Source organism: Caballeronia sp. GAWG1-5s-s, from assembly GCF_023631445.1.
In the GTDB taxonomy this organism is placed as follows: domain Bacteria; phylum Pseudomonadota; class Gammaproteobacteria; order Burkholderiales; family Burkholderiaceae; genus Caballeronia.
The window spans coordinates 1-19593 of record NZ_JALQDC010000013.1; the positions used below are offsets into that span (position 1 = coordinate 1).

At 64.3% G+C, this 19593-nt stretch carries 21 protein-coding genes; 14 read left to right on the top strand and 7 right to left on the bottom strand.

What is annotated here, in order from left to right; genetic code table 11:
* Positions 1-219, top strand: a 219-nt coding sequence (locus tag NCR34_RS12100) for a hypothetical protein (protein WP_250500042.1), incomplete at its 5' end; no start/stop codon positions are given.
* Here the strand turns inward: NCR34_RS12100 and NCR34_RS12105 are convergent.
* Positions 206-982 carry an enoyl-CoA hydratase gene (locus NCR34_RS12105; RefSeq protein ID WP_175946657.1) on the bottom strand — a complete coding sequence of 259 codons (777 nt, stop codon included), beginning with the start codon at positions 980-982 and terminating at the stop codon, positions 206-208. The genes NCR34_RS12100 and NCR34_RS12105 overlap by 14 nt on opposite strands.
* 136 nt (positions 983-1118) lie before the next feature.
* Between NCR34_RS12105 and paaN the strand changes: the two genes are divergently transcribed.
* The 4 genes from paaN (at position 1119) to paaK (ending at position 5545) form a co-directional block, all read left to right on the top strand.
* Positions 1119-2828 carry a phenylacetic acid degradation protein PaaN gene (paaN, locus tag NCR34_RS12110; RefSeq protein WP_250500043.1) on the top strand — a complete coding sequence of 570 codons (1710 nt, stop codon included), beginning with the start codon at positions 1119-1121 and terminating at the stop codon, positions 2826-2828.
* Between the two features lie 129 nt (positions 2829-2957).
* Positions 2958-3749: a 2-(1,2-epoxy-1,2-dihydrophenyl)acetyl-CoA isomerase PaaG gene (gene paaG, locus NCR34_RS12115; protein ID WP_250500044.1), complete on the top strand. Its 792-nt coding sequence runs from the start codon at positions 2958-2960 to the stop codon at positions 3747-3749.
* A 59-nt stretch (positions 3750-3808) separates the two neighbouring features.
* A complete protein-coding gene (paaI, locus tag NCR34_RS12120) occupies positions 3809-4195 on the top strand; it encodes a hydroxyphenylacetyl-CoA thioesterase PaaI (protein WP_241269903.1) in 387 nt (128 codons plus the stop codon).
* A 45-nt stretch (positions 4196-4240) separates the two neighbouring features.
* Positions 4241-5545 (top strand): phenylacetate--CoA ligase PaaK, encoded by a 1305-nt coding sequence (gene paaK / locus NCR34_RS12125; RefSeq protein ID WP_250500045.1) that lies wholly within the window; start codon positions 4241-4243, stop codon positions 5543-5545.
* 10 nt (positions 5546-5555) lie between these two features.
* Here paaK and mltA read toward each other — a convergent pair whose 3' ends face one another.
* Positions 5556-6719 carry a murein transglycosylase A gene (gene mltA, locus NCR34_RS12130; RefSeq protein ID WP_502800072.1) on the bottom strand — a complete coding sequence of 388 codons (1164 nt, stop codon included), beginning with the start codon at positions 6717-6719 and terminating at the stop codon, positions 5556-5558.
* Here mltA and NCR34_RS28345 point away from each other — a divergent pair.
* Entirely contained in the window at positions 6718-6867 is a 150-nt protein-coding gene (locus NCR34_RS28345; RefSeq protein ID WP_502800073.1) for a hypothetical protein, read from the top strand. The two genes, mltA and NCR34_RS28345, sit on opposite strands and share 2 nt — an antisense overlap.
* A gap of 26 nt (positions 6868-6893) precedes the next feature.
* Here NCR34_RS28345 and apaG read toward each other — a convergent pair whose 3' ends face one another.
* Positions 6894-7268 carry a Co2+/Mg2+ efflux facilitator ApaG/CorD gene (gene apaG, locus NCR34_RS12135; RefSeq protein WP_250473135.1) on the bottom strand — a complete coding sequence of 125 codons (375 nt, stop codon included), beginning with the start codon at positions 7266-7268 and terminating at the stop codon, positions 6894-6896.
* A 263-nt stretch (positions 7269-7531) separates the two neighbouring features.
* Here apaG and rpe point away from each other — a divergent pair, with 263 nt between their 5' ends.
* The 8 genes from rpe to NCR34_RS12175 all read left to right on the top strand — a co-directional run bounded on the left by rpe (position 7532) and on the right by NCR34_RS12175 (position 14725).
* Positions 7532-8221, top strand: coding sequence for a ribulose-phosphate 3-epimerase (gene rpe / locus NCR34_RS12140; RefSeq protein WP_250500047.1), 690 nt, complete (start codon positions 7532-7534; stop codon positions 8219-8221).
* On the top strand, positions 8218-8958 hold the full coding sequence (gene gph / locus NCR34_RS12145) for a phosphoglycolate phosphatase (RefSeq protein ID WP_250500048.1): 741 nt from the start codon (positions 8218-8220) through the stop codon (positions 8956-8958). Before rpe ends, gph begins: the two co-directional genes overlap by 4 nt.
* A 410-nt stretch (positions 8959-9368) precedes the next feature.
* Complete coding sequence (gene trpE, locus NCR34_RS12150) at positions 9369-10865, top strand: anthranilate synthase component I (protein WP_175946637.1); 1497 nt, start codon at positions 9369-9371, stop codon at positions 10863-10865.
* Positions 10866-10877: 12 nt separating this feature from the next.
* Positions 10878-11462, top strand: coding sequence for an aminodeoxychorismate/anthranilate synthase component II (locus tag NCR34_RS12155; RefSeq protein WP_159837057.1), 585 nt, complete (start codon positions 10878-10880; stop codon positions 11460-11462).
* Positions 11463-11466: 4 nt separating this feature from the next.
* The gene (gene trpD, locus NCR34_RS12160; protein ID WP_248320559.1) at positions 11467-12498 is read left to right on the top strand and encodes an anthranilate phosphoribosyltransferase; all 1032 of its coding nucleotides are present in this window, start codon (positions 11467-11469) and stop codon (positions 12496-12498) included.
* An 11-nt stretch (positions 12499-12509) separates the two neighbouring features.
* A complete protein-coding gene (gene trpC, locus NCR34_RS12165) occupies positions 12510-13295 on the top strand; it encodes an indole-3-glycerol phosphate synthase TrpC (protein WP_248320560.1) in 786 nt (261 codons plus the stop codon).
* 12 nt (positions 13296-13307) lie between these two features.
* Entirely contained in the window at positions 13308-13961 is a 654-nt protein-coding gene (locus tag NCR34_RS12170; RefSeq protein ID WP_248320561.1) for a CYTH domain-containing protein, read from the top strand.
* Positions 13958-14725, top strand: coding sequence for a uracil-DNA glycosylase (locus NCR34_RS12175; protein ID WP_248320562.1), 768 nt, complete (start codon positions 13958-13960; stop codon positions 14723-14725). Before NCR34_RS12170 ends, NCR34_RS12175 begins: the two co-directional genes overlap by 4 nt.
* Positions 14726-14785: 60 nt before the next feature.
* On the opposite strand, the gene NCR34_RS12180 is transcribed toward NCR34_RS12175, so the two are convergent.
* The 4 genes from NCR34_RS12180 to NCR34_RS12195 all read right to left on the bottom strand — a co-directional run bounded on the left by NCR34_RS12180 (position 14786) and on the right by NCR34_RS12195 (position 19442).
* A complete protein-coding gene (locus NCR34_RS12180; protein WP_248320563.1) occupies positions 14786-15382 on the bottom strand; it encodes an FMN-dependent NADH-azoreductase in 597 nt (198 codons plus the stop codon).
* A 146-nt stretch (positions 15383-15528) separates the two neighbouring features.
* Entirely contained in the window at positions 15529-17340 is a 1812-nt protein-coding gene (locus NCR34_RS12185) for a M61 family metallopeptidase (RefSeq protein WP_250500049.1), read from the bottom strand.
* 118 nt (positions 17341-17458) lie between these two features.
* Entirely contained in the window at positions 17459-18190 is a 732-nt protein-coding gene (locus NCR34_RS12190) for a DsbC family protein (RefSeq protein WP_248320565.1), read from the bottom strand.
* 79 nt (positions 18191-18269) lie between these two features.
* The gene (locus NCR34_RS12195; RefSeq protein ID WP_248320566.1) at positions 18270-19442 is read right to left on the bottom strand and encodes a UbiH/UbiF family hydroxylase; all 1173 of its coding nucleotides are present in this window, start codon (positions 19440-19442) and stop codon (positions 18270-18272) included.
* Between the last annotated feature and the right edge of the window lie 151 nt (positions 19443-19593).

The window sequence follows — 19593 nt, forward strand, 5'->3', positions numbered from 1 at the left end:
CAGAGAAACGAGATTATGTACGTCGTTTCGGTCAGTGTCAACAAGTTTTTGAAGCATTTCACTCGTCAACCGCGCTCGGAACACTTCTCACCTTCCAAGCCAACCACGACACCACTACTTCCCGCTTCCTTCGCGTTTGTTGAATCGCGAAGGAACGGAATTCTAGTGACCGGCGCGGCAATACGCAAGGGTTCCGCGCAAGAAATTATCGATGTTTGAACGCCGGTTTGCGCTTCTCGACGAACGCCGACATTCCCTCCTTCTGATCCTCGGTCGCGAACAGCGAATGGAACAAACGCCGCTCGAAGTGAACGCCTTCGGCAAGCGTCGTCTCATAGGCGCGGTTCACCGACTCCTTGGCCATCATGACCGCCGGCAACGAGAAGCCTGCGATGATGGTCGCGGCTTCCACAGCCTCGTCGAGCAGACGCTCGGCTCCCACCACGCGCGACACCAAGCCCGCACGCTCGGCTTCGGCTGCGTCCATCATTCGCGCCGTGAGACACATGTCCATCGCTTTCGCCTTCGATACGGCGCGCGGCAGGCGCTGCGTGCCGCCCGCGCCCGGAATCACGCCGAGCTTAATTTCCGGCTGACCGAACTTCGCCGTGTCCGCCGCGATGACGATGTCGCACATCATGGCCAACTCGCACCCGCCGCCGAGCGCGAACCCGGCCACCGCAGCGATGATCGGCTTCCGAATGGACCGGATCGTCTCCCAATTCCGCGTGATGTAGTCGCCTTTGTAGACGTCCATATAGGAATACTTGGCCATCATGCCGATGTCCGCGCCCGCCGCGAAAGCCTTCTCACTGCCGGTCAGCACGATCGCACCGATGTCGTCGTCCGCGTCGAACGACTTCAGGGCCGCGCCGAGCTCATCCATTAACGCATCGTTCAACGCGTTCAGCGCCTTCGGGCGATTCAGCGTGATCAGTCCGACCCGCCCGCGTGTCTCGACCAGCAGATTCTCGTAAGTCATGCGCTCCTCCTAGCGATCCTCAGGTAAGTCCTAATGAAAAGACCTCTTGTCCGTCATCTCGATAATGCTAACATCACCAACCAACCGGTCGGTTAATTAATCGGCTGAACCGTCCTTCACTTCCGTTCTCGCGACCATGACACATCCGCTATTCACGAAGCATGAGGCGATGCTCGACCAAGCTCTCGCTGCCATCGAAACCCGCGGCTACTGGAGCCCGTTCGCCGAAATGCCCAGTCCCAAAGTGTACGGGGAAACCGCCAACGCGGACGGAGAAGCGACGTTCAAGGCGTACCTCGGCAAGACGTTCGAACTGGACCAACCGTCGACGGGCGAAACCGTCGGCAAAGAGCAATCGCCTTTCGGCATCGCGCTCGATATTCGCTATCCGAAGGCGGACCCGGACGCGCTCATTCACGCTGCTGCGAAAGCGCAGGTCGAATGGCGCGCCGCCGGTCCGCAGGCGTGGGTCGGCGTGAGCCTCGAGATCCTGTCACGGCTCAATCGCGCGAGCTTCGAGATCGGCTACAGCGTGATGCACACCACCGGACAGGCGTTCATGATGGCCTTCCAAGCAGGCGGCCCGCACGCGCAGGACCGCGCGCTCGAGGCCGTGGTCTACGCCTGGGACCAGTTGCGCCGCATTCCTTCCGAAGCGCACTGGGAAAAGCCGCAGGGCAAGAATCCGCCGCTCGCCATGCACAAGCGCTACACCGTCGTACCTCGCGGCACCGCGCTCGTGCTCGGCTGCTGCACGTTTCCGACGTGGAATGGATACCCCGGTCTCTTCGCCGATCTCGCCACCGGCAACACCGTCATCGTCAAACCCCATCCGGGCGCGATCCTGCCGCTGGCAATCACCGTCCGAATCGCCCGAGAGGTGCTTCGCGAAGCGGGCTTCGATCCCAACATCGTCACGCTGCTCGCAACGGAGCCGAATGACGGCCCGCTCGTGCAGCAGCTCGCGGTTCGCCCCGAGATCAAAGTCATCGACTTCACCGGCAGCACGCAAAACGGCACCTGGCTCGAGCGCAATGCGCATCAGGCTCAGGTCTACACCGAGAAGGCGGGCGTCAACCAGATCGTCATCGATTCCGTCGACGACATGAAAGCCGCCGCTCGCAACATCGCGTTCTCGCTCGCGCTCTACTCCGGTCAGATGTGCACCGCGCCGCAGAACATCTACGTGTCGCGCGACGGCATCAGCACCGCCGACGGTCACTTGAGCTTCGACGATGTCGCGAAGTCGCTCGCCGGCGCGGTCGAGAAGCTGACGTCGGATGCAGCGCGCGCCGTCGAGCTGATCGGCGCAATCCAGAACGAAGGCGTCGTCGCGCGCATTGCCGAGGCCCGCGCAATCGGCGAGGTATTGCTCGATAGCCAGACGCTCACCCATCCGGGTTTCCCCGACGCGCGCATTCATACGCCTCTCCTGCTCAAGATGGACGCCCGCTCCGACCAAGCGAAGTTCACGAAGGAATGGTTCGGCCCCATCTCGTTCGTCATCGCGACGGATTCGACCGCGCAGTCCCTCCACCTCGCCGGCTCGATCGCTCAGGAGCACGGCGCGCTTACGTTGTCCGTCTACAGCACCGACGACGTCGTCATTCATTCCGCTCATGAGGCCGCGATACGCGGCGGCGTCGCGCTTTCGATCAATCTGACCGGTGGCGTGTTCGTCAATCAGTCGGCCGCGTTTTCGGACTTCCATGGCACCGGCGCCAACCCGGCCGCCAACGCCGCGCTCGCGGATGCCGCCTTCGTCGCGAATCGCTTCCGGGTTGTTCAGAGTCGGGTTCATGTTGCCCCGAAAGCAACGCCCGCGGAAGCTGGCCAAACGGCATAGGCGAAAACGACAACACGCGAAAGCGTGCAATCGGCTTATGCCGTTCGGCCGAATGGAAAGCGGCGCGCAGCACGCCTAGTATCGGCGGGTGAGTGAGCAACGCAGCCGGCACCTGTCCAAGGAGATGCCATGTCAGAGAAGTCTGTCCTGTATCACATCGACGGCGATACGCGCGTCGCGACCATCACGCTGAACCGCCCGGACAAGCTGAACAGTTTCACGCGCGAAATGCACGGCCATCTCAGCCACGCGCTCACGGAGGTAGAGGCCAGCAACGCGCGCGCGGTCGTCATCACGGGCGCGGGGCGCGGCTTCTGTGCGGGACAGGACTTGGCCGACCTCGACTTCACGCCCGGTTCGATGTCCGACCTCGGCGAGCTGATCGACGCGCACTTCAATCCGCTCGTGCGCCGCCTGCAGACGATGTCGCTACCCGTCATCGCTGCCGTCAATGGCACAGCCGCCGGCGCGGGCGCGAATCTGGCGATGGCGTGCGACCTCGTCATCGCCGCGCGCTCGGCAAGCTTCATTCAGGCATTCGTGAAGATCGGCCTTGTGCCCGATTCGGGCGGGACGTGGCTGCTGCCGCGCCGCGTCGGCGAAGCGCGTGCCCTCGCCCTCGCGCTCACCGGCGACAAGTTGAGCGCGGAAAAGGCGGAAGCCTGGGGCATCGTGTGGCGGGTCGTCGAAGACAGTGAATTGCAGCAGGCCGCCGCGCAACTGGCGGCGCAACTCGCGCAACAGCCGGCGCGCGCAGTGGCCGCGATCAAACAACTGATGGGTGCGAGCGCGAACAACACGTTCGATGCCCAGCTCGACCTCGAACGCGACATTCAACGCGAACTGGGCGCATCGCCCGACTATATCGAGGGCGTCGCGGCGTTCAAGGAGAAGCGCGCGCCGCGCTTCGAGGGCCTGTAAGACCATTACCGGAGAGACTTGTGACGCCTCAACAGCTGGCGGAAGCCACCGCCAAGGCCATGTACGAAGCGGACGCTTGCTCGCGCGCGCTCGGTATCGAGTTGATAGAAGTGCGCCCGGGCTATGCCCGCCTGCAGATGAACGTCCGTCCTGACTTCCTGAACGGTCACGCGATCTGCCACGGCGGTCTGATCTTCACGCTCGCGGATTCCGCGTTCGCCTTCGCGTGCAATTCGTACAACGTCAGCACGGTCGCGGCGGGCTGCTCGATCGAGTTTTTGCGGCCCGTGCAAGGCGGCGACCGGCTCACTGCGGAGGCGGTCGAACAGACGTTGAGCGGACGCGCGGGCATCTACGACATCCGCGTGACCAACCGCGACAGCGAAACGGTGGCGATGTTTCGCGGCAAGTCGGCGCAAATCAAGGGAACTGTGATTCCCGTCTGACGGGCCGTCCAGCGCACCACGACAGCGAGCATGAAGGAGACACTGATGACCACAGCATTGCCGCTCGATCCGATCGAAAAGGCGAGCCGCGACGAGCTCGTCGCGTTGCAACTGCAACGCCTGAAATGGACGCTGAAGCACGCCTACGAGAACTCGCCGGTCTACCGGCGCAAGTTCGACGAAGCGGGCGTGCATCCCGACGAAGTGCAGTCACTCGCCGATCTCGCGCGGTTTCCGTTCACGACCAAGAAGGACCTGCGCGACAACTATCCGTTCGGCATGTTCGCCGTGCCGCAAGGGCGAGTCGCGCGTATTCACGCGTCGTCGGGAACCACGGGCAAGCCGACAGTCGTCGGCTACACGGCGAAAGATATCGACACGTGGGCGGATCTCGTCGCGCGCTCGATTCGCGCAGCGGGCGCGCGGCGCGGCGACAAGGTGCACGTGAGCTATGGCTACGGCCTCTTCACCGGCGGGCTCGGCGCGCACTACGGCGCCGAACGCGCGGGGCTCACCGTGATTCCGTTCGGCGGCGGGCAAACCGAGAAGCAGGTGCAACTGATCCAGGACTTCCGGCCCGACATCATCATGGTCACGCCGAGCTACATGCTGTCGATTGCGGACGAGCTCGAGCGGCAAGGCTTGGATCCGTCGAACTCGTCACTGCGCATCGGCATTTTCGGCGCGGAGCCGTGGACGAACGACATGCGCCGTGCCATCGAGCAACGCATGGGTATCGATGCCGTGGACATTTACGGATTGTCGGAGGTCATGGGACCGGGCGTAGCGTCCGAGTGCGCCGAGACCAAGGACGGCCCGACGATCTGGGAAGATCACTTCTATCCCGAGATCATCGATCCCGAAACGGGCGAAGTCCTGCCCGATGGCGAATTCGGCGAGCTCGTGTTCACCTCGCTCACGAAGGAAGCGTTGCCGATCATCCGCTATCGCACACGCGATCTGACGCGCCTTTTGCCCGGCACCGCTCGGACGATGCGCCGCATGGAAAAGATCACCGGCCGCTCCGACGACATGATGATCGTGCGGGGCGTCAACGTGTTCCCGACGCAGATCGAGGAATTGCTGCTGAAGCGTCCCGTGCTCGCGCCGCATTATCAGATCGTGCTGACGAAGGACGGCCCGCTCGACGTTCTCACGCTCAACTGCGAGCCGTGTCCGGAATCGGCGCCGGATCTAGCCGCGTTGGAGAGTGCGAAGACCGCGCTTGCCTATGACATCAAGGCGCTCATCGGCGTGAGCGCGGTCGTGAAAGTCCTTGCGGTCAATGGCATCGAAAGGTCGGTCGGCAAGGCGCGGCGTGTGGTCGACAAGCGCAATGTGAGCGCGTAAGTCGATGCGTTCAGGAGTTCGGCATCAGCAGCCACATCCGGCCGCCTTGCTTCATGCGTCCGGCAAGATCGCCGGCATCGTCGCCGAGGCCCCAGAAGTAATCGGCGCGCACGCCGCCCTTGATCGCCGTGCCGGTGTCCTGCGCGAAGACGAGGCGGTTCATCGGCTGGTTGCTGAGCGGCCGCGTGGTCTGCAGGAACACGGGCGTGCCGAGCGGAATGGCAGACGGATCGACGGCAATCGAACGTTCGGGCGTGAGCGGTACGCCGAGCGCGCCGACGGGGCCATCGCCGAGACTCGCGCTCATCACGTCGTTCGCGGGCATCTCGCGGAAGAAGACGAAGCGCGGGTTCACGTCGAGCAGCGCATCGACGCGCGCCGGGTTCGCCTTCGCCCACGCCTTGATGCCCTGCATCGTCGCCTGCGCGGGCGTGAGTTCGCCGCGATCGAGCAACTCTTTGCCGATGGATCGGTACGGCTGGTTATTCGTCCCGCCGAAACCCACGCGCATGACGCTGCCGTCTTCCATCACGATGCGCCCCGACCCCTGCACTTGCAGGAAGAACGCTTCGATGGGGTCGTCGACCCACACGAGTTCGTTGCCGTTCAGCACGCCGGAGCGTTCGAGTTGCGCGCGCGCCGGCAGCGCGGAGCCCGGCTTGTACCGATACGGCCAGCGATACAACGCGTACTGATAAGCACCGTGGCGCGTGCGCGAGCCGCGCAGCAACGGCTCGTAATAGCCGGTCACGAGGCCGTCGACGGTGCCGTCGGTATTGGCGAGCTGGAACGGCGTGAAATACGCTTCGAAGAAACTGCGCGCCGCCGACATGTCCAGATCGTCGAGGCTTTGTGCCGCCGCGCATGCCTTCTGCCATCCGGGCTGGCGCGCGAGCCGGCTGCAGTTTTGTCGGAGCGCAGCCGTCGCGCCGATCAGACTATCGTCCTGCCAGCCGGGAACCTGCTGCCAACTGACTGCGGTGAGTCGCGACGACGCGCGCTGGCCGGTGGTAATGGGCGTGCCGCCCGCCGTGCTCGGCCCCGGCTTCACGTAACTGCCGCCGCCGCACGAGGCGAGCAGCACGGCCGTTGCAATCGACGCGGCCCAGGCCGCTCCTCGCGCGGCGCGTGGCGCTAACCGCATACAATGCTCGTTCTTGATGGGAACCGCCATGTCTGATCTGTTCGACGAATATCCAATGCTGATCTTCGCGCTCGAGGCGCTCGTGGCGCTCGGGCTCTTGATTTTCATCGTCGCGTGGACGGCTTCGGGCAAAAAGAAACACCAGAACCGCGCGAACGATTCGGCCAAACGTCGTTGATTTGCGCTCGGCCGCTGCCTGCGCACTTAGTGCAGCGTGCGCGGCACGTGCAACGCGAATTCCGCGATGGGCGCTTCGAAGCGTTCGCCGTCGTCCGCCACGCAGAAGTACTCGCCGCGCATGGTGCCCACCGGCGTCGCGATCACAGCCCAGCTCGTATATTCGAACTGCTCGCCCGGCGCAAGCAACGGCTGCTGGCCGACCACGCCTAGCCCCTTCACTTCCTGCACCTGATTGTCGCTATCCGTGATGATCCAGTGGCGCGAAATCAACTGAGCCGTCACATGGCCCGTATTGCGGATCGTCAGCGTGTAGGCGAACGCGTATTGGCGGCTGTCCGGGTCGGACTGCTCGGGCATATATCGCGTCTCGACGGACACGGTGAATTCGTACTGGCTCATCGTCGTTCCAATTCAATTCATCGCTGCGCTGCGCAAAAACAGCGCGCGGGTGCGCCGCTACTGGTCAGGCATTCTGCTTGATGCAGCCCGCGCCCGCAACACGGACCGGGCCTCGCGGGCGTTTTCCGCGCTGCCAAGCTGGCCGTCCGGCCGACTTACGCTAAAGACAGCGCGGGTTAGAATTGCGTTTCAGACCGTCGGCTGCACGCTTGGCCGCGCGAATCGAGTCTCGTGGTCCCTGCGGCCCCAAACCGGATACGTCCATGGCGCAATTTCACATCGCTCCCAGCATCCTTTCCGCCGACTTTTCCCGGCTCGGCGAGGAAGTCCGCAACGTCGTCGCCGCGGGAGCCGACTGGATTCACTTCGACGTGATGGACAACCATTACGTGCCGAATCTCACGATTGGCCCGATGGTGTGCGAAGCCATTCGCCCGCACACGGAAGTGCCTATCGACGTGCATCTGATGGTGCGGCCGGTGGATCGCATCGTGCCCGATTTTGCGAAAGCCGGCGCGAATGTGATCAGCTTTCACCCGGAAGGTTCGGACCACATCGACCGCACGCTTTCGCTCATTCGCGACCACGGCTGCAAGGGGGGTCTCGTCTTCAATCCCGCAACGCCGCTCAATTATCTCGATCACGTGATGGACCGGCTCGATCTCGTGCTGATCATGTCGGTGAATCCGGGCTTCGGCGGGCAGTCGTTCATTCCGGAAGCACTCAACAAGCTGCGCGAGGCGCGCGCGCGCGTCGACGCGTACCGCGAGCGCACGGGCCGCGAGATTCATCTGGAAATCGACGGCGGCGTGAAAGTGGACAACATCGCGGAAATCGCGGCGGCCGGGGCGGACACGTTCGTCGCGGGCTCGGCCATTTTCGGCAAGCACGACTACAAGCAGGTCATCGACGCCATGCGCGCCGAACTGGCGAAATCGGGAGCGCAGCAATGAGCGAGCTCACCGCGCCGCCGTCGGCATTCACGAACCGCCCCATCCGCGCCGCGATCATCGACCTCGACGGCACGATGGTCGACACCGCAGACGACTTCGTCGCCGCGCTCAACGGCATGCTGACGCGCGTGGGCATCGACCAGCCCGCCACCCGCGAAGAAGTCGTCGGCTACATCGGCAAGGGTTCGGAAAATTTGATCCGCAGCGTGCTCGGCGCGCGCCTGCCGCATCCGCAGGCCACCGCTCAGTTCGACGACGCCCTGGCCACGTATCAAAGCGAGTACGCGAAGATCAACGGCAAGCATTCGACGCTTTTCCCCGAGGTCGAGGCAGGGCTCGAAGCCATGCGCGAGCTCGGCATCGCGCTCGCGTGTGTCACGAACAAGCCGCATCGCTTCGCGGTGGAATTGCTGTCGCACTTCGGCATCGCGCAATACTTCAAGGTCATTCTCGGCGGCGATTCCGTGCCGTTGAAGAAACCCGATCCGCTGCCGATGCTCACCGCATGCGAGCGGCTGGACGTGCTGCCGCGCGAGACGGTGGCCGTTGGCGATTCCGAAAACGACGCGCTCGCGGGCCGCGCCGCCGGCATGGCGACGCTCACGGTGCCCTACGGTTACAACCATGGGAAAGCCGTGCAATCGGTGAAATCCGATGGTATAGTTTCCTCGCTGCGCGCAGCCGCTTCGGCAATTGCCGCCACGCTTGCGCCGCCGAATACCACACTGACTGAATAGTCCATCTCTCATGTTTCTCAACAGAAAACGGAGTCTGAGCAGCATCGACCGGGGAGCCTGGCCCTGGCGTCGCTGGTCGCGCTAACCTCGCCCGAGGTACGCTGAAGTGACGTTGCGTTCCGCTTCACTCGCTTCAGCAACCGTTTTTTGTTTCGCTGCGCATTCCCGCGCCGTTTCCGTTGATTGGTCGTACATCGGTCGTACATCGAGCCTTGCTTCGGCATGCGCCGTCTAGCGTTGCGCGCGGCATGTGCCGTACGTGCAGGCCGCTCACGTGACATCGAACTCGTTCGATGCCGCGCGGCCAAGCCGCATCGACCGTCAATCCGGCAAACGGGCTGCTCGCAGCGCCGTAAGCATCCCCTTTGACGCGCCCTGACACAACGAACGCGTCGCTCAAGGACCGCAAGATGACCGAACTCGAATTCCAATCGCTGGCGAACGAAGGTTACAACCGCATTCCGCTGATCGCCGAAGCCCTCGCCGACCTCGAAACGCCGCTCTCGCTCTACCTTAAGCTCGCCCAGAGCGAGCGCAATGGCGCGAACTCTTTCCTGCTGGAATCGGTCGTCGGCGGCGAGCGGTTCGGGCGTTATTCGTTCATCGGCTTGCCGGCCCGCACGACGGTGCGCGTGCAGAACGGCGTGTCGCAAGTGGTCACGGACGGCACGGTCACCGAGACCGACGAAGGCGATCCGCTCGCGTTCATCGAACGCTTCCAGAAACGCTTCAAAGTGGCCATGCGCCCCGGCCTGCCGCGCTTTTGCGGCGGTCTCGCCGGGTACTTCGGTTACGACGCGGTCCGCTACATCGAGAAGAAGCTCGCCGACACGGCCCCGCGCGACGATCTCAACCTGCCCGACATCCAGTTGCTGCTGACTGAAGAAGTCGCGGTTATCGACAATCTGGCGGGCAAGCTCTACCTCATCGTCTATGCAGACCCGACGAAGCCCGAAGCGTACGCGAAGGCGAAGCACCGTCTGCGCGAGTTGCGCGGCCGTCTGCGCGCCACGGTTCAGCCGCCGGTGACGTCGGCGAGCGTGCGCACGGAGACGTATCGCGAGTTCGCGAAAGAGGACTATCTCAAGGCCGTTCGTCGCGCGAAGGAGTACATCGCGGCGGGCGAACTCATGCAGGTGCAAGTCGGCCAGCGGCTGATCAAGCCGTTCCGCGACAATCCGCTTTCGCTGTATCGCGCGTTGCGGTCGCTGAATCCGTCGCCGTACATGTACTACTACAACTTCGGCGGCGACGTTCACGTGGTCGGCGCATCGCCCGAGATTCTCGTGCGTCAGGAAAAGCGCGCCGAAGACCGTATCGTCACCATTCGCCCGCTCGCCGGCACGCGGCCGCGCGGCAACACGCCCGAGCGCGACGCCGAACTCGCCACCGAGTTGCTGAACGATCCGAAGGAAATCGCCGAACACGTCATGTTGATCGACCTCGCGCGTAACGACGTGGGCCGTATCGCGGAGACGGGCTCGGTCGCGGTGACGGACAAGATGGTCATCGAGAAGTACTCGCACGTGCAGCATATCGTGAGCTCGGTCGAAGGCAGATTGAAGCCGGGCATGAACAATTTCGACGTGCTGCGCGCGACATTTCCCGCCGGCACGCTTTCCGGCGCACCGAAAGTCCGCGCGATGGAACTGATCGACGAACTCGAGCCCGTCAAGCGCGGGCTGTACGGCGGCGCAGTCGGCTATCTGTCGTTCAGCGGCGAGATGGATTTGGCCATCGCTATTCGCACCGGCCTCATCCACAAAGGCAATTTGTATGTGCAGGCGGCGGCAGGCGTCGTCGCGGACAGCGTGCCCGAATCCGAATGGCAAGAGACGGAGAACAAGGCGCGCGCCGTGCTGCGCGCGGCCGAGCAAGTGCAAGACGGCCTCGACAGCGACTTCTGAGGAGACAAGACCATGCTGCTGATGATCGACAACTACGATTCGTTCACCTATAACCTGGTCCAGTACTTCGGCGAGCTCGGCGAGGACGTGCGCACGTATCGCAACGACGAAATCACGCTCGACCAGATCGCGGAACTGCAACCCGAGCGCATCTGTCTCTCGCCCGGGCCGAGCAACCCGCAGCACGCGGGCATCACGCTCGACGTGCTGCGCGAATTCTCCGGCAAGCTGCCGATTCTCGGCGTCTGCCTCGGCCATCAGGCGATCGGCGAGGCGTTCGGCGGGCGCGTCGTGCGCGCGCAGACCATCATGCACGGCAAGGTGAGCCAGATCGAGACGGACTGCAAGGGCGTCTTCTCCGATCTGCCGAAGCACTTCAACGTCACGCGCTATCACTCGCTCGCCATCGAGCGCGAGTCGTTGCCGGACTGTCTGGAAGTGTCGGCGTGGACGGCGGACGGCGAAATCATGGGCGTGCGTCACAAGGAACTCGCCGTCGAAGGCGTGCAGTTCCACCCGGAATCCATTCTTTCCGAGCACGGCCACGCGCTGCTCGAAAACTTCGTGAAGAACACGGCGTCCGGCAAGCGGGCTTAAGAACATGACGATCACTGCACAAGAAGCCCTGCAACGCACCATCGAGCACCGCGAAATCTTCCACGACGAAATGCTGCATCTCATGCGCCAGATCATGCGCGCGGAGATGTCGCCCGTGATGGCCGCCGCGATCATCACCGGCTTGCGCGTGAAGAAGGAAACCATCGGCGAGATCGCGGCGGCGGCGACCGTCATGCGCGAGTTCGCCAATCACGTCGAGGTGGCGGACAACTCCAATTTCGTCGATATCGTCGGCACGGGCGGCGACGGCTCGCACACGTTCAACATCTCCACGGCGTCGATGTTCGTCACCGCAGCAGCCGGCGCGAAAGTCGCGAAGCACGGCAATCGCGGCGTGTCGAGCAAGTCGGGCAGCGCGGACGTGCTCGAAGCACTCGGCGTCAACATCGACCTGACGCCGGAGCAAGTGGCCGCCTCCATCGCCGAAACGGGCATGGGCTTCATGTTCGCGCCAAATCATCATCCGGCCATGAAGAACATCGCGGCCGTGCGGCGCGAACTCGGCGTGCGAACCATCTTCAATATCCTCGGGCCGCTCACGAATCCGGCGAGCGCGCCGAACCAGCTTCAGGGCGTGTTCCACGAAGACCTCGTCGGCATTCAGGTTCGCGTGATGCAGCGGCTCGGCGCGAAACACGTGCTCGTCGTGCATGGCAAGGACGGCATGGACGAAGTGTCGCTCGGCGCGGCGACGAAAGTCGGCGAACTGAGGCACGGCGAAGTGCGCGAGTACGAGATTCATCCGGAAGACTTCGGCTTGCAGATGGTCTCGAACCGCTCGCTCAAAGTGCAGGACGCGCAAGAGTCGAAGGCCATGCTGCTCGGCGCGCTGAACAACAAGGCGGGCGTCGCGCGCGAGATCGTCATACTGAACGCGGGCGCGGCGCTCTATGCCGCCGACAGGTGCGATTCGATCGCCGAAGGCATGGCCGCCGCGCGCGAAGCGATCGAAAGCGGCGCGGCGCGCGAGAAGGTCGAGGCCTTGGTACGCTTCACGCAGCAATTCACGAAATAACGGAACCCATCATGAGCGACATTCTCGATCGCATCATCGCGGTCAAGCGCGAGGAAGTTCGCGCCGCCGAACAGAGCGCGCCGCTCGAAGAGCTGAAGCTCGAAGCGAGCGCGCGGGACCTGCGCGATTTCGTCGGCGCATTGCGCGCGAAGCACGCCGCCGGGCAAGCCGCGGTGATCGCGGAAATCAAGAAGGCGAGCCCGTCGAAAGGCGTGATACGCGAGGACTTCGTGCCCGCCGACATCGCGCGTTCGTACGAAAAAGGCGGCGCCGCGTGCCTGTCCGTGCTCACCGACGTGCAGTTCTTCAAAGGCAGCGTCGCGTATCTGGAAGAGGCGCGCGCCGCGTGCAGCCTGCCGGTGCTGCGCAAGGACTTCATCGTCGATCCGTATCAAGTGATCGAAGCTCGCGCGATGGGGGCGGACTGCATCTTGCTGATCGCAGCAGCACTGGAGCTCTCGCAGATGCAGGACCTGGAAGCGTACGCGCATTCGCTCGGTCTCGCGGTCCTCGTCGAAGTCCACGACACCGACGAACTGCGCGACGCGCTCACGCTCAAGACGCCGCTCATCGGCATCAACAATCGCAACCTGCGCACGTTTCAGACGACGATCGATACGACCATCGGCATGCTCGAATCGATGCCGGACGACCGTATCGTGGTGACGGAATCGGGCATCCTGTCGCGTCTCGACGTCGAGCGGCTGCGCGCGATGCGCGTAAACACCTTCCTCGTCGGCGAGGCGTTCATGCGCGCCGACGACCCGGGCGCGGAACTCGCCCGCATGTTCTTCTAATTGGACTGCATCGTGGCAATCGAACGCGAAATCAAGCTGGCGCTGCCGCCGTCGCAACACGACGACGTGGCGCGTTTCTTCGACGAGCGCGCCGGCGCGGGCAGGCCGTTCGATCTGGGCAACGTCTACTTCGACACGCCTCAGCTCGCGCTCGCCGAAGCCAAGGCCGCGCTGCGCCTGCGCCGCGCGCCGGACGAATGGCTGCAAACCTACAAGACGCTCGGCGAATCGCGCGCGGGCATGCACAGCCGCCACGAATGGGAAATGCCGGTGAAAGGCGAGGCGCTCGAAATCGACGCGCTGCTCGCCGCCTGCGACGACGAAACCGCCCGCGAGGCGCTCAAAGCCGCCGCGCCGGAACTGGTTGCGCTGTTTCGCACGGACTACCGGCGCATCGTGTGGGACGTCGAGCACGAGGGCGCGCAGATCGAAGTGGCGCTCGACCTCGGCGAAGTGACAGCAAATGTCGACGGCGAAACGCGTCGCGCGGAAATCAGCGAACTGGAGTTCGAGTTGAAGTCGGGTAACGAACACGCGCTGGAAACGCTTTCCGCCGAAGTGCGCGGCGCTTTTCCGGAACTCGTTCCCGAAGATCTGAGCAAGGCGCAGCGCGGCTACCGGCTGCGCGAGCAGCCGCAAAGCGGTATTCAAGACGCCGAAGCATGAATCGTCAGCCTTCCCTGTTTGCGGAGCCGGAAGGCGCGACGGACGCGCCCGCGTTCACCACGCTCGAAAGCCAGTTCGATGCGCTGCCCGCCGACTGGCGGCGGCATTTGATGCCGTTCATCGAAAGCCCGCGCTATGCGACGCTCTGCGCGTTCGTGGATGCCGAGCGCGCCGCCGGCAAGACCGTCTATCCCGCCGACGTTTTTCGCGCACTGCGTCTGACGCGCCCCGGCGACGTCAAGGTCATCATTCTCGGCCAGGACCCGTATCACGGCGAAGACAAGGGCGCGCCGCAAGCGCACGGTCTCGCGTTTTCGGTGCCCGCGCCGGTGCGGCCGCCGCCGTCGCTGCGCAACATCTTCAAGGAGATTCAGGCGAGTCTCGGGTTCGCGGCGCCGTCGCATGGTTGTCTCGATGCTTGGGCGAAGCAAGGCGTCTTGCTTCTGAACACGTCCTTGACGGTCGAGCGCGACAAGGCCGGCAGTCACGCGAAGCGCGGCTGGGAGCAATGCACCGACACGCTCATCCACGAGATGGCGCTGCGGCACGACGGCCTCGTGTTCATGTTGTGGGGCGCGCACGCGCAGGCCAAGCGCGGGTTGATCGAGGGCACCGGCAAAGCGCACTGCGTGCTGGAAGCGCCGCATCCGTCGCCGCTCTCCGCGCATCGCGGATTTCTCGGCTGCGGGCATTTCGCGCGGGCGAACGCGTATCTCGTCGAACACGGACGAGCGCCGATCGACTGGCGCTTGCCGCCTGCATAAAAAAGCCCGCTGCGTCGAACGACGCAGCGGGCTTTAACTATCGGCGGCTCTAGAAGCCGCTTACAGCGCCGCAATCGCCTCGCGCGCTTGCGCCAGCGCCGTGCCGGCCACGTCCGCGCCCATGTTCAGGCCTTCGGCGTAGATGAAGTTGACATCCGTCATGCCGAGGAAGCCGAGGAACGACTTCAGATACGGCGTCTGCGAGTCATGCGGCGTGCCGACATACTTGCCGCCGCGCGCCGACACCACGAACACCTTCTTGCCCTTCACGAGACCTTCTGGACCGTTCGCCGTGTAGCGGAACGTGATGCCGGACCGCGCGATCTGGTCGAAGTACGCCTTCAGTTGCGACGAAATGCCGAAGTTGTACAGCGGCGCCGCGATCACGACGATATCCGCCGCTTGCAGTTCTTCGATCAGCGCGATGCTCTTCGCATCGATGGCGGCCTGCTCGGGCGTGCGCTTGTCGGCGGGCGTGAAGAACGCGCCTAGCGTGGCGTCGTCGAGGTGCGGCAGGTTGTCGGCGAGCAGATTGCGCACAACGACCTTCGCGCCCGGATTGCTTTGTTGCAGTTTCGCGGTGAGTTCGTCGGCGAGCAGCGTCGACTGAGCGCCTTGCGAACGCGCGGCGGAATTGATTTGCAGAATCGTCGTCATGATGTCTTCCTTCCTGAGTGAGGAGCGGACGGCAAGCGCGCCCGCGTTAGGAAGCATTCTTCAATTTTCGACGTTCGGGAAAAAGCGGCGCGGCCGTGAAGGATCGTTGCATCGGTAGAACAATCCTCCGACGGCCGCGCTGCAGGTCAGCCTTTCAGCCAGCGCTCGCGCCACTGCTTCGACGGACCGCGGCCGTCCATCGCGGTCAGCACGTAGCGCGACACTTCGGGCGCGTCGAGCCTGACCTCGGTGCGACGCAGTTCGTCGCGGCGGAACGCATGCACCTCGATTCTCGCGCCCGGCAAATAGCGCGACAGCAGCGCGTCCAGATTCGACCCGGTGACGCGCAGGCCGTCGATGGCCACCAGCACGTCGCCGGCCGACAGTCCCGCCTTCTGCGCCGCGCCGCCGTCATGAACGACCGCGAGCGTGCATTCCGCGCCGCCGCGCACCCGCGCCCCGAGCGACGGCTTGCCGGCCGTGCCGTTGGTCGGCATGTCGGGCGCGAGGGCGATGCCGAACGGCTCGAGCAGCGCATCGAGCGGCAGATCGCGCGTGCCGCGCACGCCATCGCGAAAGAGCGCGCGCAGGTCAGCGCCGGTCGCCTCCGCGAACAGCGCCTCGACGTCTTCTTCGCGGATGCCGCGCGGCTTGCCGTTGTAGAACTCGCGGCCGTATCGATGCCAGAGTAGCCGCATCACGTCATCGAGCGATCTGCGGTTGTCGGTCTGCGCGCGGATCGACAAATCGAACGCCAGCGCGAGCAGCGATCCCTTCTGGTAATAGCTGACGATGGCGTTGGCCGCATTCTCGTCGGCGCGATAGTACTTGACCCATGCATCGAACGAACTCTGCGCGACCGATTGCTTGAGCCGCCCGCTGCCCCGCAGCACGCCCCCGATGGTCTTGCCGAGCAGCGAGAAATAATCGCCCGCGCTGATGAGACCGCTGCGCACGAGCATCAGATCGTCGTAATACGACGTGAAGCCCTCGAAGAGCCAAAGCAGCGACGTGTAATTTTCCTGCGACAGATCGTACGGCGCGAACGCCGCCGGCTTGATGCGCTTCACGTTCCACGTGTGGAAGTACTCGTGGCTGCACAGGCCCAGATACGTGCGATAACCGTCCGTCATCTCCGGGCGGCCCTGCACCGGAAGGTCGGTGCGATTGCAGATCAGCGCCGTCGATGCCCGATGCTCCAGCCCGCCGTAACCATCGCTGACGGCGACCGTCATGAACACGTAGCGGTCCATCGGCGCTTTCTTCGTGCGCGGTTCGAAGAGCGCGATCTGCGCTTCGCACACGCGCTTCAGGTCCGCCGCGAGCCGTTGCATGTCCAGCGCGACGACGCGCCCCGCGATCACGATGTCATGCCTCACGCCGTGCGCGGTGAAGTTGCCGAGCGCGAATTCGCCGAGCGTAACCGGATGGTCGATCAGTTCGTCGTAGTTCGCGGCTTCGTAGCTGCCGAAGCCGTAGCGCTTCGTTCCGCGCGATTCGGCGAGCGCCGTCGCGACGCGCCAGTTGCGGTGCGCGCCGCCCGGTGGCGGCTGAATATCGACGACGCACGGCGCGCTCGACTGCCCTTCCACCGCGAGAAAGACGCTGGTGCCGTTGAAGAATCCGACCGTATCGTCCAGATGCGCGGCACGCACCGACATGTCCCACGCATAGACTTCGTAGCGCAGCGTGATCGGGCCGTCGACCGGCGCGGCTTGCCACGCGTGCTTGTCCGTCTTTTCGATGGCGACGCGCCGGCCGGCCGCGTTGAACGCCTGCAGCGTGACGATATTGCGGGCGAATTCGCGGATCATGTAGCTGCCGGGAATCCACACCGGCAGCAAAAACCGCTGTCCAGCCGGATCGGGCTGCGCGACGGTCAGCGTCACTTCGAACAGATGCGCCGCCGGGTTCTTCGGAACGATGCTGTAGCGCACCGGTTGCGTGAGCGAAGTCATTGCCATAGTCGTCCTTGTTCTTGTTCTGGGCGTTGCTTCATTGCGCCGGATGCGCAATGGCGAGCCGTAAAACGAAAGGAGGCGCCCTCACGCCTCCTCTTGCCAGATCGGGCCGCGATCAGTGCGCGGCCGAGATTTCCTTTTCCAGCCGGTCGGCGGGCACCGCGCCGGGCAGACGGCGGCCGTCCGCGAGAAACACGGTCGGCGTGCCCGAGACGTTCATCGCGTGGCCGAGCTTCAGGTTCTTGTCGATCGCGGCGGTGTCGCACGTGCCGGCGGTGGTCGGCGGCTTGCGGTCGAGCATCCAGCTCTCCCAGCTCATCGCGCGATCTTTCGAGCACCAGATCGACTTCGATTTCTCGGTCGAATCCGGCGAAAGCACCGGATACAAGAACGTGTACACGGTCACGTTGTCGATGGACTTCAGCGACGATTCGAGCTGCTTGCAGTACGGACAGTTCGGATCGGAGAACACCGCGATCTTGCGGCTGCCGTTGCCTTTGACGACCTTCACCGCGTTCTCGAACGGCAGCTTCGCGAAGTCGATCTTGTTGGTCTCGGAGAGCCGCGCTTCGGTCAGGTTCTTGTTGCTGCGCGTGTCGACGAGATCGCCGACCATCACGTAGTTGCCGGTCGCGTCGCTATAGACGATCTGCGTGCCGAGGTTCACTTCGTAGAGCCCCGGAATCGGCGTCTTGTCGATGCTCTTGATGGTCACTTCGCCCATGCGCGCTTCGAGCGTGGACTTGAGCTTGTCGGTGGTTTGATCGGCCTGCGCCGAACAGCCGAGGCCGAGCGTCGCGGCGAGCGTGGCTGCCGCGGCGAGAGCAAGGCGAAGAGTGGTTTTCATGCCGTATCCCGATAATGGGGCGACGCGTGACGACCGCGCCCGCCTTGGTGTTGTGAGTTGGACCGTTGAACTTGCCGCGTCACCCGAGCGCCGCCGAGACGAGCCAGCGTTTGGCGAGCGGCTGGGCGCCGACGAGCGCCATGCCGGTATTTCGAATGGCCTGCGCGAAGGTGCCCGGCGCGGAGAACAGGCGCTGCATGCCGTCCGTCACGAGCGTCAGCTTCTGAATGTCTTCGCGGCGCGCGCGCTCGTAGCGGCGCAGCAGAATCGGATCGCCGAGATCGCGGAAGGCTTCCTTGTTCGCGATGACATCGGCGAGCGTGGCGACGTCGCGCAGGCCGAGATTCATGCCCTGCCCGCACAGCGGATGAATGAGATGCGCGGCATCGCCGACAAGCGCCACGCGCGGCGCGATCAGCCGGTCCACCGTCTGCAGCCCGAGCGGAAAGCCCTGCGCGGGCGTCACGCATTCCAGCGCGCCGAGCGTGTTCTGCGTGGCCGCTTCGACTTGCGCGGCCAGTTGCGCCGGATCGAGCGCGAGCAGTTCGTCCGCGTGCTCCGTGCGCGCCGACCAGACGAGCGACACGTGATCGCCCGGAAGCGGCAACAGCGCGATGATTTCGGTATCGCGGAACCATTGGTATGCAGTTTCGCCGTGCGGCCGCTCGGCCTTGAAGTTCGCGACGACGCCCGTTTGCCGGTAATCGCGGCGATGCATCTTCGCGCCCATCTGCGCGCGCACCCACGAATGCGCGCCGTCCGCGCCGACGATCAGGTCCGTTTGCAGCGTTTCGCCGCTCGACAGCACGACGTGCGCGGCATCGTCGTCGATCGTCATGCCCTGCGCGCGCGCCTCGAACCACGAAAGGCTCGGCTGGAAGCGCAAGGCGGCGTCGAGCGCCTGTTCGATCAACGTCGATTCGACGATCCACGCGAGCTGCGGCACCGAAGCCTGAAACGCCGAAAAGTGCAGTTCCGCGTGCGTGTCGCCGAACACGCGCATGTCGAACACCGGGCCGAGCCGCGAACGATCGAGCGCCTGCCACACGCGCAGCCGTTCGAGCAGCGTCTCCGAACTGGACGACAGCGCGTAGATGCGCGAATCGAAGACGGCGCCGGGCGGCAAACCGGCCGCGGGCGGCGCGAGCAGCGCGACGCGCCGGCCGGACTGGGCGAGCGCGAGCGCGGCGGTCTTGCCGACGAGCCCGCCACCGACGACGACCGCGTGAAAGGTCAGGGGATGCGAAGTCATGCGGGCATTATAGCTGCGAGGGTTGCGCTGGTTTTGGCGCTTGCTCAAAGGACAAGCCGGCGGAAACGCCGGCCCGGCCCGGCGGTACAATAGCGGTTTGCCCGGCCGCCCGAGCGGCCGCTGCGCTGGCGGACGCCCTTGTCGCCGCCCG

Bases quoted from the DNA above. Each gene is read 5' to 3' on its own strand.
- paaN (WP_250500043.1), top strand. From the start codon at position 1,119: ATGACACATCCGCTATTCACGAAGCATGAGGCGATGCTCGACCAAGCT.
- NCR34_RS12180 (WP_248320563.1), bottom strand. From the start codon at position 15,382: ATGACGACGATTCTGCAAATCAATTCCGCCGCGCGTTCGCAAGGCGCT.
- mltA (WP_502800072.1), bottom strand. From the start codon at position 6,719: ATGGCGGTTCCCATCAAGAACGAGCATTGTATGCGGTTAGCGCCACGC.
- paaG (WP_250500044.1), top strand. From the start codon at position 2,958: ATGTCAGAGAAGTCTGTCCTGTATCACATCGACGGCGATACGCGCGTC.
- apaG (WP_250473135.1), bottom strand. From the start codon at position 7,268: ATGAGCCAGTACGAATTCACCGTGTCCGTCGAGACGCGATATATGCCC.
- trpE (WP_175946637.1), top strand. From the start codon at position 9,369: ATGACCGAACTCGAATTCCAATCGCTGGCGAACGAAGGTTACAACCGC.
- trpC (WP_248320560.1), top strand. From the start codon at position 12,510: ATGAGCGACATTCTCGATCGCATCATCGCGGTCAAGCGCGAGGAAGTT.
- NCR34_RS12185 (WP_250500049.1), bottom strand. From the start codon at position 17,340: ATGACTTCGCTCACGCAACCGGTGCGCTACAGCATCGTTCCGAAGAAC.
- rpe (WP_250500047.1), top strand. From the start codon at position 7,532: ATGGCGCAATTTCACATCGCTCCCAGCATCCTTTCCGCCGACTTTTCC.
- trpD (WP_248320559.1), top strand. From the start codon at position 11,467: ATGACGATCACTGCACAAGAAGCCCTGCAACGCACCATCGAGCACCGC.
- gph (WP_250500048.1), top strand. From the start codon at position 8,218: ATGAGCGAGCTCACCGCGCCGCCGTCGGCATTCACGAACCGCCCCATC.
- NCR34_RS12105 (WP_175946657.1), bottom strand. From the start codon at position 982: ATGACTTACGAGAATCTGCTGGTCGAGACACGCGGGCGGGTCGGACTG.
- NCR34_RS12195 (WP_248320566.1), bottom strand. From the start codon at position 19,442: ATGACTTCGCATCCCCTGACCTTTCACGCGGTCGTCGTCGGTGGCGGG.
- paaI (WP_241269903.1), top strand. From the start codon at position 3,809: ATGTACGAAGCGGACGCTTGCTCGCGCGCGCTCGGTATCGAGTTGATA.
- NCR34_RS12175 (WP_248320562.1), top strand. From the start codon at position 13,958: ATGAATCGTCAGCCTTCCCTGTTTGCGGAGCCGGAAGGCGCGACGGAC.
- NCR34_RS28345 (WP_502800073.1), top strand. From the start codon at position 6,718: ATGTCTGATCTGTTCGACGAATATCCAATGCTGATCTTCGCGCTCGAG.
- NCR34_RS12155 (WP_159837057.1), top strand. From the start codon at position 10,878: ATGCTGCTGATGATCGACAACTACGATTCGTTCACCTATAACCTGGTC.
- NCR34_RS12190 (WP_248320565.1), bottom strand. From the start codon at position 18,190: ATGAAAACCACTCTTCGCCTTGCTCTCGCCGCGGCAGCCACGCTCGCC.
- paaK (WP_250500045.1), top strand. From the start codon at position 4,241: ATGACCACAGCATTGCCGCTCGATCCGATCGAAAAGGCGAGCCGCGAC.